Raw genomic sequence first — 11,478 nt, forward strand, 5'->3', positions numbered from 1 at the left:
CCACGCCAGCTAGCCATTGCCGAGCATCGAAATGTCCACAGCATCCATCGCCCAGTTTTGCCTGCAACTGCCCGGTACCCGCGAAGACCTTAAATGGGGCAGTAATCGAGTGTTCTCCATAGCAGGCAACAAGATGTTCGCCATTCTCGATTTTATGGGTGGTGGCTTGGCCTTTAAGGTCGACAGCGATTTATTCCTCGGCCTTGTCGACCGCCCCGGTATCCGCCCTGCCCCCTATCTGGCCCGCGCCCACTGGATCAGCATGGCCATCCCAGTCCCGCTCAGCGAGGCCGAGTTGCAGCAGTTGCTGCGTCGTTCCCATCAGTTAGTGGTGCGCAAGCTGCCGAAAATCCGCCAAGTTGGATTACTACTGGATCAATAAGCCAGTAATCGTAACAACTTGGCGCCAACCAGTGGGCCATCGGCAAACAGCCAATAGCTCCAGAGCCCTTGATGCACCAGCACCAGCAGCCAAAACGGCAGCTGAAACGCGAGCTTGCGCGTCTTGTGGCGAAATACTTGTTGCGCCAGCAGTGCACCGGGCCAACCACCAAGTAGCGCGGTTAGTTGCAGGGTACTCTCGGGCGTACGCCAATTGCCCTGCCGGGCGCGAGCCTTGTCATGCCAGTACTGGGCGAAGCTAACCAAGCTAAATAGCCCGTAAGCCGCCAATGGCCAAACCACCCCATAACTCAGCCACAACTGTGTGGCGCCATAAAGAGGTAAGGCGCACAACCCGGCAAACAGCAACAGCTTAAATCGCAGATGCTGTACCGGCGCAGTTCTTTGTAGCAAACGATGCCGGCCGTGTGCCGGCTCGCGGGGTGCCATGCCGGGTTATCAGCCTTGCGCCGTAGCCCAGTCAATCCAGCCAAACTGCCAAGTGGCCAGAATCAACAGCCCGAAGCCAATTCGGTACCAGGCAAAGGCCACATAGCTGTGCTGGGCGATAAATTTAAGCAGGCCACGCACCGCAATCATGGCAAACACAAAGGCGGTGACAAACCCTAAGGCAAACACCGGCAAGTCGCTGGCTTGAAAAAACTCACGGTACTTGTAGCCCGAATACAGCGCCGCACCGACCATGGTTGGCATCGCCAGAAAAAACGAAAACTCAGTGGCCGCTTTACGCGACAGGCCAAACAGCAGGCCGCCGATGATGGTCGCACCGGAGCGTGAGGTGCCAGGGATCATCGCCAAACACTGCACACAGCCGACCTTGAGGGCGTCCGTCCAGCGCATTTGCTCGACTGTCTCAACGCAGATCTGGTGTTGACGCCGCTCGGCCCAGAGCATGATCACCCCGCCCACCAGCAGCGCGGTGGCCACGGTGATGGGATTGAACAGGTAGTCATGGATCAGATCGGCAAAGGCCACACCCAACACTACGGCCGGCAGTACGGCGATGATCAGGTTACCGGTAAAGCGCTGCGCCTCGGCCTGCTTGGGCAGGCCAACGACCACCTCGAGGATCTTGCGCCGATACTCCCAGACCACCGCCAAAATTGCGCCGAGCTGGATGATGATATTAAAGGCTATGGCTCTATCGCCGCCAAAACCCACTAAGTCTGCGACGATAATCTGGTGTCCCGTACTGGAAATCGGCAAAAATTCTGTCAGGCCTTCAACCACACCGAGCAATAACGTTTGTACCGCGAGCCAAAAATCCATATATATCCAAAGCGTGAGAAAAATTATCTTGATTGATCCAGCACCGGCGATTTTCTGTGTAAAAACCGCTAGTTAGGAGTCGCGCATTGTAGCAAGTTCCCCATGACAGTTTTATTCATAGCTAATCCGTTAACGACCAGGATCGTTAGCAACGTCGCGCGCGGCGATTTTCAGCGGGCGATAAGGCTAATTTTCCACCTTCCTGGATAAAACTGGCTCAAACAGTCGCACATGACTGCCAATATCAACCAAACTGACAACCGGGCCCCGCGGCCTGCGCAAAGTAGTTGCGCGATTAGCCGGTCAACCTAAAGTTGAACAAACGTAGGCACACTTGGCTGCCATCAGCGACTAATCACACGCTTTGACAGTTACCTGAGTGAGGAATGCATGAGCGGCATGGAACATCAAGAAGTCGATCTGAGTAAGCCGCAGAACCAGGATCTGATCTGGGATCTAGGCAGCATGGGCCGCCGTGAGTTGGCCGAGCGCTTTATTCAGTTATTTGAAAACCGCCTGTGCGTGTACTCCGAGTCGGTTAGCCAGTTGTACACCAACTACAACCTGCACTTTCCGACCGAAATGGGCCGCAAGATGGTGGTGCTGCCTAACCCCTATGCGTTTCACGACACCTTGCACGGCATCGAGTCGGCAGCCATCCGCAAGACCGGGCTCTGCGTATTACCCGGCTTGGTCATGGGTAAGCCTGGTTTGCTGCTGACCACCGAAATCAAAAATGGCCATCCCGGCCCCAAGACCATGCCGTTCAAGCAGGCCCTGGCGCAGATCATCAGCAACCAGAAGAAAATCGGCGACGACTTTCTACCGATCATGATGAAAGGCGATTTACGCGAATTTGATCAGCAGATGCCCTATATCCACTTGCACCGCCTGCAGGTGCAAAAGCTCAGTCGGCTTTCCAGTTTTGAGCGCGCCGATATCCAGCAGAGCATTACCCGCAAGCTGTTATTGCTTTACCGGCAAGCCGACAGCCTGATCTGTTAAGGCGCTGCATAGCGTCCATCGGGGTTTGCTGCGCCCTCCCTGGCGGCTCAAGTTGCAACCCCGCCAAGCCCTCCTTTCGGCTGGTTTCGCCCTCTACCTGGCAATTTATTCAGCAGATCAATGAGCGCACACCCCAGCCTTATGCGCCGCTTGGGTTTCCTGGGGTAACAAGCCGCGCCTAAGTTAATTTCAGTGCACAAATGTAAGCCTGCGAAGACCCGCAACCCCAGTGCCTGCGCGGCTTTGAGCGGGGTTATGGCATGCATTGTGCGTTGTCCGTTGCGCTGCAGTAGGCGCTGAGGAACAGCGCATTAGCCAACAAGGAGTTAACCACCGCTAACCGTCAACGATGAGAGCGCCAATGAACAACAATAAAACGCTGCTCGCACTTTGCATTGCTTCCTGCCTGGCCGTAGCGGCCCAAGCCAACGCCGCCACCGGCTACACCCAAACCAAGTACCCAATTGTGCTGACCCACGGCATGCTGGGTTTCGACAAACTGCTCGGTGTTGATTACTGGTACGGCATACCCGCAACCTTGCGCCGTGATGGCGCCAAGGTCTACGTCACCCAAGTCAGCCAACTCAACACCTCCGAGGCGCGCGGCGAAGAGTTGCTGGCCCAGGTTGAGGAAATTGTCGCTATCAGCGGGCAGAGTAAAGTTAACTTGCTCGGCCACAGCCATGGCGGCCCGACCATCCGTTATGTCGCCGCGGTACGTCCCGATCTGGTGGCCTCGATTACCAGCATCGGCTCACCCCACAAAGGCTCGGCGGTTGCCGATTTTATCCGCAATGTGCCACCAGGTTCGGCCGGTGAAGCCGTGCTGGCGGGCATTACCAATGCGCTGGCCAGTGTGATTAACCTGCTGTCCAGCAACCCCAGCAGCTCACCGCAAAATGCCTTGGGCGCCCTGGCGTCGCTTAACAGCGTCGGGGCGGCAAGCTTCAATGCGAAGTTCCCGCAAGGGGTTCCAACCAGCGCCTGCGGTGAAGGCGCTTACCGGGTAAATGGCATCAGTTACTACTCATGGAGTGGCACCAGTCCGTTGACCAACTTCCTTGATCCGACTGACTTGCTGACTGGCGCAGGCTCGCTGACCTTCAAAGGTGAGGCTAATGACGGCTTGGTCGGGCGTTGCAGCTCGCACCTTGGCAAGGTGATTCGCGACAACTACCGGATGAACCACCTCGACGAGGTGAATCAGACGTTAGGGCTCACCAGCCTGTTTGAAACCAGCCCCGTCAGCGTCTATCGCCAACACGCCAATCGGCTGAAAAACGCCAGCCTGTAACCCCGCGCCCGCAGCGGTTAGCGCTGCGGGCTCTAGTGAGAATTTTGCGTGAAAAAAGCCATCTGGTTATTGCCACCGTTGCTTGTCAGTGGCGCTGCGCTGCTGTTTTACCTCGCAGAGCCGCTGCCCACAGCGCAGCCAGCACAACAAAACGCCGCCCCGCCGAGCAACGCCGCCAACCTAAGCAAGACTCCAAACAACTCCGTGGCGCAGACCGCAGCCAGGCAAACCAAGCAGCAACCAACGGCCATGCCGGCGTCTTTTAACGGCACTCAGGTGGATGGGACATTCAGCGTCGACCCAGCCGGCAATCTGCTGATCACCCGCGACATCGTGCAAATTTTTGACTACTTCCTCACCGCCCTCGGTGAAGACAGCTTGCCGGTAACCTTGGCGCGCCTGGAGGCTTATATAGGCGCACAACTGCAGCAACCAGCGCAGGGCCAAGCGCGCGAACTGCTGACGCAATACCTCGACTACAAACGTCAATTGCTGCAGCTTGAACGCGACCTGCCACAGCTGAGCAGCCTGGACGGCCTAAGCCTGCGCGAGCGCGCCGTACAAGCTTTGCGCGCCCGGTTATTCAGCCCCGAGGCCCATCAGGCTTTTTTTGCCAGTGAGGAAGGTTACAACCAGTTCACCCTTGCCCGTTTGGCCGTGCAGCAAGACCCAAAGCTCGACGCTGCGGCTAAAGGCCTGGCCATCGACAAACTGCGCAATAACTTGCCAGAAGAGCTGCAAGCCAGCGTGTTGCCGCAATTGCACAGCGAATTACGCGCACAAACCGCCCAACTGCAGGCCGCCGGTGCTAGCCCGGAGCAAATCCAGCAACTGCGTCAGCAATTAGTCGGCACGCAGGCGGCCAATCGGCTGGCCAGCCTCGATCAGCAGCGGCAGAACTGGCAGCAGCGACTGAGCAGCTACCAGCAAGCCGCCGCCGCCATCCAAGCGAATCCGGGGTTAACCACGGCGGATAAGAATGCTGCCGTTAATCGCCTGAGCAATGAACAGTTCAATCCGCAAGAGCGTTTGCGTTTAGCCGCCAGCGCTGAACTCGCCAGCAGCCAAAAAACGCCGCAGTAAACAGCACAACGCCCAACACTGTTGGCTGGGCGTTGTGGGCAGCGGCGCGGATTAGCCGGCGATACGCCGATCCAACGACAACTTGCCGGCGCCTTCGATCAGTATCACGGCACTGATCAAGCCCAGGATCATGGCGTATTCGAAGCCGCTTTCGGTAATGAAAAAGCCATTGGCCCAGTGCACGCTAATGATCGCCACCAGCATCGCAATCAGCAACGAAACGGCTGCCGGACGCACCAGCAAACCCACCACCAACGCCAACCCACCAAAGAACTCGGCACTGCCAGCCAAGGCGGCCATCAGGTAGCCAGGGGTAATGCCGATACTTTCCATCCACTGGGCGACACCGGCCAAGCCGTAGCCACCAAACCAGCCAAACAGCTTTTGCGAACCGTGGGCCATAAACGTCAGGCCGGTAACCACTCGCAAGAGGCTGACGCCATAACCGGCTTGAGTTCTAAGAAGGCTGTTGAGCAGTGCACGCATGGCGATAGTCCTTGAGGTCAGTAATTTGTGGTTGTCATATTAACGAATTATCAGATATTAAAAATCGCAAATTACGGATAAAACCAATCGAATAATCTGATTATTTTGCGACTTTAGCCGGCGATTTAGATCGTTCAAGGCTCGCTCGCTCGCGAGCAAAGGCAAGCTGGTACTTGTTGACGCTGCTGACATAGCCGACCACCCCCATACCGACCTGTTCCATCGCCACCCGCTCGACCTGAAAAAACCATTGATTGGGGTTCAAACCGCGCCGTCGCGCCTCGGCGCGTAGGCCTTGCACCCGCTCCGGGCCCATGTTGTAGGCCGCCAGCACAAAGGCCAAACGTTCAGATTCGGCAATTTGTGGGCTGGCAAAAAAACGCCGGCGCAGCATGCTCATGTATTTGGCTCCCGCCTGTACATTGCCCTCCAGGGTCTGCCTATTGCTCACCCCGACGCTTTGCGCGGCGCTGGCAGTAATTTGCATCAAGCCGCTGGGGGCATTGCCACTGCGGGCCCGCGGATTAAACGAAGATTCTTTATAGGCCAGCGCGGCCAAACTCAACCAGTCGAAGTTGTTTTGCGAGGCGTGGCGTTGCAACAGCGGGCGCAGTTTTTCCAGCTTTTGCCGATCAGCGCGGGCCAAGGGGTTATGCACCCTATAGGCACGGCGATTAACCCGCAAAAAGGCCGCATCCTGATCCGCCGGGCTGACATAGCTTTGCAAAAAACGCTCAAGGGTCGCGCCAAGCATCGGCGCCTGGCGCGATAAGTACCACTGCATATCGCTGCGGTTATCCAGCTGCAGATGGCGGTCGATGCGCAGCTTGGGCATGACCTTGGCCCAGCGCTCGGCAATCGGCAGCTCCACCGCCGTCAGCGGGTAGACACCGGCCTGGACCATCTCCAGCACATCTTCAACCGCCAAGCTGGGGTCGGCCCACTCAATTAAAATCGGCGCCAACTGACGCTCGGCCAACTGCTGATTAACCTGGCGGACCGCCTCATCGGCCGCACTGCCTTGGGCCAGCGTCAGGCTGCGGCCGGCTAATTGCTGCAGGCGCAAATAGCGCCGTGCGCCCTTAGCGCTCACCAGCACCAGCGGCACCTGCGCATGCAGCGCCCGGCTGGCGCTAACCGTTTGATCTTTGCTTGGGTTAAGCAACTCACCGGGCACGACTAAATCACCTTCGCCGCGCAATAACGCCGGTAACAATTGATTTTTCGCTTTGGGGATTAATTTGATACTGAGCTTGCGGCTGTTGTCGCGATTCAAATACTGCTCGAACGCCCGCAGCCGTTGTTGCTCAGTGCCCACCGCCTGGCCTTTAACGATTGCTGAACTGTTGCGATTTTGATTGATCAGCACGCGTAACACGCCAGTGCTGCGAATCTCGGCCAGATCATGGGCGGGCACCGCACTTTTATCAACGCGCAGCGACTCAGCCATGCGCGCACTGGCCGACAACGGCAATAAGGCCAATAGACAGATCAACAGCCGTCGGCGCATCGATTCTCCAAACTCTGCCAGCAAACACTGGCCAGCAATAGTACCCGCAGGCGGTTGAGGGCTTACTAAAACGGGGCGCGGAGGTTCGCACAGCGGCTGGCCGTGCGCCAGCGCATGCTTCACAAGCACATTAAAAAATACCCATAACTATTTGTTAATTAACAATTTATTGATATTTTACCGAGTATTACTAGAGGGCCACAGGGCCGCGTGCCGCAGTGTTAACCCGGCCTGTTATGCTGCCCGGCTGGTTACTGAGGGTTCACCATGCAGCTCATCGACATTGGCGTCAATCTGACCCACCCAAGCTTTGCCAACCGCTGCGAGGCCGTGCTGCAGCGCGCATTCGACGCCGGCGTATGCCAATTGGTGCTGACCAGCACCAGCCTGCCAGGCAGCGAACAAGCCCTGCAACTGTGCGAGCAATTGGACCCAGAAGCTGCGCGACTGTTCGCCACCGTCGGGGTGCACCCCCATGATGCCAGCAGCTGGAATGCCGATACTGCACGGCAGTTGCATAGTCTGCTCAAGCAGCCCCGCTGCCGCGCCGTCGGTGAGTGTGGGCTGGATTTTAATCGCGACATCGCCCCGCGCCCGCTGCAAGAGAAAGTCCTGGAGCAGCAGCTTGCGCTGGCGGTTGAGTTGCAACTGCCGGTGTTTTTACATGAGCGTGACGCCGACCAGCGGCTGCTGGCGATTGTGCGCGAGTTTCGCGATCAACTGCCGGCAGCCGTGGTGCACTGCTTCACCGGGGAAAAACGCGCGTTGTTTAACTACCTCGATCTGGATTTACACATCGGCATCACCGGCTGGGTCTGCGACGAACGTCGCGGCAGTCACCTGCATCCGCTGCTGCGCGAGATCCCCAGCAGCCGCTTGATGCTCGAAAGCGATGCGCCTTATCTATTGCCCCGCAGCCTGCGGCCAAAACCCAAGGGCGGGCAAAATGAGCCGGCCTATTTGTCCGAGGTACTGCGCGAAGTGGCCCTGCACCGTGAAGTCAGCCTAGAACTGCTGGCCGAGCAAACCAGCGCCTGCGCCAGATTGTTCTTCAAGCTGCCGAGTATCGACGCGGTTATTACTGATACCGACTAAAGCCGGCCAACGCTCAGCCGTTAACCTCACCGCGCCGCTATTGATACCCGTCAACAACTCAAGTTGCGCGCTGTAGAACAATGGCGGCACTTTGCCAGTTGGCAGTTTTATTCACGGGTTAATCAAAGGATCATCATGGCTTCCTGGTTGAGTGATTTGTCACTGAAATACAAGTTTTGGGCCGTCAATGCGGTGGCTTGCGTCACCCTGTTATTGCTGGTGTTGTATGCCATGCACATAGACCAGCAAGCTGCCAGCCACGCCGCGCAGCAGAGCGCCCAAGCGCAGGCGCAAGTACTCAAAGCCTGGCCAGCCGATCAACCGCTACCCAAAGCCGGCAACCTGCTCAGCTTTGCCAGTGGTGAACGCCCCGTGCTGGCCGGCGTGGACACCACGCAACTGGGCCGCGCCCAGGGTTGGGTCGAGTTAAACGCACGGGGCAACGGCCCTGCCGAACTGCTGATCGGCGCTGTGGTTATCAACCTTGGCAGCAACCACAAACTCGCCCTGCTGGCCTACGCGCCAAGCTTTGCGCAGGTATTTCGTCAACAGGCAGTGAGCTATGCCTGGGTGGTGTGCATCTTGATGCTGGTGTTGATGGCCTCTTCGCAGCTGTTGATTCGCTTTCTCTTAGCGCAACTCAACAACCTCAAAGACATGATGTTGCACGTGGCCAAAAGTGGTGATCTAACCGAGCGGATGAGCAGGGTCAGCGCCGATGAAGTGGGCCAGATGGCCAGTGCCTTTAATGCGATGCAAAGCAGTTTTCAACGCGTCGTCAGCACTGTCGCCCAAGCCGCCGGCCGTTTGGATGCCGACGCCGAACGCTTGGCCAACAATATGCAAAATGTCCGCAGCGGCATGCTCGGCCAGCAAAGCGAAACCGATCAAGCCGCCACCGCGATCAATGAGATGTCGGCCACCGTGCAACATATCGCCGACTACACCGCCAGCACCCGCGACCAATCGAGCGCCGCTAATCAACTCGCGGCAGACGGACAAAGTGCCGTGCGCCGGGTGGGCGAGTCGATTGCCGGGCTGTCCACCGGCGTGCAACAAACCGCCCAAATGATTACTCAGCTGGCGGTCGACAGCCAAAAAATCAGCGGTGTGGTCAGCGAGATTCACGGCATTGCCGAGCAGACCAACCTGCTGGCCCTGAACGCCGCCATCGAGGCCGCCCGCGCCGGTGAAATGGGCCGGGGCTTTGCCGTGGTGGCCGATGAAGTGCGCAACCTGGCCAAGCGCGTGCAAGGCTCAACGGAGCAAATCACCAAGATGATCGGCGCGCTGCAAACCGGCACCCGCGATGCCGTCGATTTTATGCAAGAAAGCTCATTCAAAGCCGACGGCTGTGTGCAACAAGCCCAGGAAGCCGGGCTGGCCTTGAGTGCCATCACCGAGGCGGTGGCGCAGATGCGCGACAGCAACACGCAAATCGCCGTGGCCGCCGAGCAGCAAAGTCAGGTGGCCGAAGAAATGACCCGCGCCGTGATCAGCATCCGCGATGTCACCGAGCAAACCGTGCAGCAAACCCTGGATTCCGCAGCCACCAGCGACCAGCTGGCTGGGCTGGCCGGCGAATTGAGTAAAGCCATTCGCCAGCTCAAGGTGTAGAGCGCCACAAACCTATTAGCTAGGCAAATACCGTGACCGTTTGCCGGCTCAGGGCCAGCAACTCGCCGCTGGGGCTCCAGAGCTCGGCGGCGATATGTCCATAACCATCGCGGGCGTGCTCGACTTGCGCGTGGTACATGCACCAGTCGAGCGTGTTCAAGGCCGCCAATGGCTGGATAAATTCAATCGTCCAGGTCAAGGAGCTGCCTGCCGCCGGCGCGCTCAGGTGCGGCAATACCGCGGGCGGCCAGGCATCAACCAACGCCAATAAGTGGGTTTCATTCAGCGTCTCGACTGGATCATGCTCGCGCAGCCGCACCCAACCACCCATTTCCCGCGACTTGTTATTGGTAAACGGCATGCCGCCCACCGCCCAGCGCATGGCCAGGTAACGGGTAAATTCAGGGGTTACGCCTTCGATATAGGGCAGTTCCTGGCACTCGGCAGCCGGCTTCATGATCGGCGCGGCCAAGGCCGGCACCGCAATGACCGAATCCCGGGCAGCGCCAAAACTGCCCTGCACCAGCGTCACCACCTGGCCATTCTGCACGGCGCGGCCCAACACCTGACTGACTGCCTTGCCTTCGCGCAACACCTCAACCGCAAAGCTCACCGGTGCATCCACGGCCAAGGGCCCGACAAAGGTCACCGCCAACGAGCGCACCGGCCGGCCCGCCGGCACCTTGGCCTGCATGGCGGCAAATACCAAGGCCACGGCCAGCCCGCCGAAACCGGCACGGCCCTGGCCCCATGTGGCGGGAACCTGCATGGTTTGCGGGTTGCTGCGTACGGCTTGAATTAATTGATAAAACGTCATGCTGACCTCGGTTTTAAGTTCAAGGTCGATCCTAGCGGATGCCGTGCGCGCAGCGGTAGCCGACCAACAGGGCAGTTAAGCCAATAGTGCGCAGTATTAACTGCGACTGCCGTGCAGCAGCCGCTGCAGTGTGCGCAACTTTTGCTCACTCTGCTGCTCGGCCTGTACCAGCGCGGCTTGCCAGGCACTGACCAAGGGCTGCAGATCACTCTGCTGCTGGGCGCCTGCCAGCCATTGCAGGTGATCATGCCAATCCCCCAAGGCGCTTTGCGCCGCGCTTAATGCCCTCATCTGGGGCTTACTGAGCAGTTTGCAACGGGGATAGGCTTGCGCGCTGTAGCGCAGCCGTTTGATCAACAAGCGCAGGCGATGGCGATCGGTGCCCGGTTCATTCAAGGCCCGTTGCAGGCGCTTGCGGTTCTTCGCCAAGCCCTTGGCCGTGTGCTTAACCGCACCTCGCAAGGCGCCACAGGCTTGCGCGTGCCGGCAAACCGCGACGCTGGCATCCAGCGCCGCAAACAATGCCTGCAACTCGGGGCTGGCTAATAGCTGCCCATAGCCGACGTCCAATTGCTGCTGCCGAGCCTGTTGCGGCCGCTGCGCTGCGCAGGCCTGCAATTGCACCAACAACACCTCGGCATCGCGTAGCGGCCCGCTGAGTTGGCCCAGCGTGCGGGCCGTTTGCTCAAGGGCAATAAAGTCCACCAGCCCACGTAACGGCCGCAGCAAACTGCGCAGTTTACGCACGGCAATGCGCAGATCATGCAACGCCTCGGCATCGGTGCGCGCCTCTAAACGCGCACGGCAGGCATACAGATTGATCTGCACGGCCAACAGTTGCGCCACCAAATGATCGACAAACCCCCGCACTGCACGGCCCTCCATGACTAACTGTCCAGA

At 58.5% G+C, this 11,478-nt stretch carries 12 protein-coding genes and 1 pseudogene; 7 read left to right on the forward strand and 6 right to left on the reverse strand.

What is annotated here, in order from left to right:
* The first annotated feature begins 31 nt into the window (after positions 1–31).
* Positions 32–382 carry an MmcQ/YjbR family DNA-binding protein gene (locus tag Q8R10_RS15850; protein WP_305654817.1) on the forward strand — a complete coding sequence of 117 codons (351 nt, stop codon included), beginning with the start codon at positions 32–34 and terminating at the stop codon, positions 380–382.
* On the opposite strand, the gene Q8R10_RS15855 is transcribed toward Q8R10_RS15850, so the two are convergent.
* Both Q8R10_RS15855 and Q8R10_RS15860 read right to left on the reverse strand, forming a co-directional pair.
* The gene (locus Q8R10_RS15855) at positions 376–831 is read right to left on the reverse strand and encodes a DUF1294 domain-containing protein (protein WP_305654818.1); all 456 of its coding nucleotides are present in this window, start codon (positions 829–831) and stop codon (positions 376–378) included. The genes Q8R10_RS15850 and Q8R10_RS15855 overlap by 7 nt on opposite strands.
* 9 nt (positions 832–840) lie before the next feature.
* Positions 841–1,671 carry an undecaprenyl-diphosphate phosphatase gene (locus Q8R10_RS15860; RefSeq protein WP_305654819.1) on the reverse strand — a complete coding sequence of 277 codons (831 nt, stop codon included), beginning with the start codon at positions 1,669–1,671 and terminating at the stop codon, positions 841–843.
* Between the two features lie 390 nt (positions 1,672–2,061).
* Here Q8R10_RS15860 and Q8R10_RS15865 point away from each other — a divergent pair, with 390 nt between their 5' ends.
* From Q8R10_RS15865 to Q8R10_RS15875, 3 genes are all read left to right on the forward strand, one after another.
* A complete protein-coding gene (locus Q8R10_RS15865) occupies positions 2,062–2,676 on the forward strand; it encodes a hypothetical protein (RefSeq protein ID WP_305654820.1) in 615 nt (204 codons plus the stop codon).
* A 361-nt stretch (positions 2,677–3,037) separates the two neighbouring features.
* Complete coding sequence (locus Q8R10_RS15870) at positions 3,038–3,970, forward strand: triacylglycerol lipase (protein WP_305654821.1); 933 nt, start codon at positions 3,038–3,040, stop codon at positions 3,968–3,970.
* A 48-nt stretch (positions 3,971–4,018) separates the two neighbouring features.
* Positions 4,019–5,053 (forward strand): lipase secretion chaperone, encoded by a 1,035-nt coding sequence (locus Q8R10_RS15875; RefSeq protein ID WP_305654822.1) that lies wholly within the window; start codon positions 4,019–4,021, stop codon positions 5,051–5,053.
* A gap of 51 nt (positions 5,054–5,104) precedes the next feature.
* Here the strand turns inward: Q8R10_RS15875 and Q8R10_RS15880 are convergent, their stop codons facing one another.
* Positions 5,105–5,539 (reverse strand): DoxX family protein, encoded by a 435-nt coding sequence (locus tag Q8R10_RS15880; RefSeq protein WP_305654823.1) that lies wholly within the window; start codon positions 5,537–5,539, stop codon positions 5,105–5,107.
* 100 nt (positions 5,540–5,639) lie between these two features.
* Entirely contained in the window at positions 5,640–7,049 is a 1,410-nt protein-coding gene (locus Q8R10_RS15885; RefSeq protein WP_305654824.1) for a transglycosylase SLT domain-containing protein, read from the reverse strand.
* A gap of 267 nt (positions 7,050–7,316) precedes the next feature.
* Between Q8R10_RS15885 and Q8R10_RS15890 the strand changes: the two genes are divergently transcribed.
* The 3 genes and pseudogenes from Q8R10_RS15890 to Q8R10_RS20935 all read left to right on the forward strand — a co-directional run bounded on the left by Q8R10_RS15890 (position 7,317) and on the right by Q8R10_RS20935 (position 9,761).
* Positions 7,317–8,144, forward strand: coding sequence for a TatD family hydrolase (locus tag Q8R10_RS15890; protein WP_305654825.1), 828 nt, complete (start codon positions 7,317–7,319; stop codon positions 8,142–8,144).
* A gap of 597 nt (positions 8,145–8,741) precedes the next feature.
* Positions 8,742–8,897: pseudogene (locus Q8R10_RS20930) on the forward strand (HAMP domain-containing protein); the annotation flags it as partial.
* A 108-nt stretch (positions 8,898–9,005) separates the two neighbouring features.
* Positions 9,006–9,761 carry a methyl-accepting chemotaxis protein gene (locus Q8R10_RS20935; protein WP_371133366.1) on the forward strand — a complete coding sequence of 252 codons (756 nt, stop codon included), beginning with the start codon at positions 9,006–9,008 and terminating at the stop codon, positions 9,759–9,761.
* Between the two features lie 19 nt (positions 9,762–9,780).
* Here Q8R10_RS20935 and Q8R10_RS15900 read toward each other — a convergent pair whose 3' ends face one another.
* The gene (locus Q8R10_RS15900) at positions 9,781–10,578 is read right to left on the reverse strand and encodes an acyl-CoA thioesterase II (RefSeq protein WP_305654827.1); all 798 of its coding nucleotides are present in this window, start codon (positions 10,576–10,578) and stop codon (positions 9,781–9,783) included.
* A gap of 96 nt (positions 10,579–10,674) precedes the next feature.
* Positions 10,675–11,463, reverse strand: a complete 789-nt coding sequence (locus Q8R10_RS15905) for a CHAD domain-containing protein (RefSeq protein WP_305654828.1) — start codon at positions 11,461–11,463, stop codon at positions 10,675–10,677.
* Between the last annotated feature and the right edge of the window lie 15 nt (positions 11,464–11,478).

The sequence above is a fragment of the Pseudomonas sp. genome, assembly GCF_030698175.1.
GTDB lineage: Bacteria > Pseudomonadota > Gammaproteobacteria > Pseudomonadales > Pseudomonadaceae > Aquipseudomonas.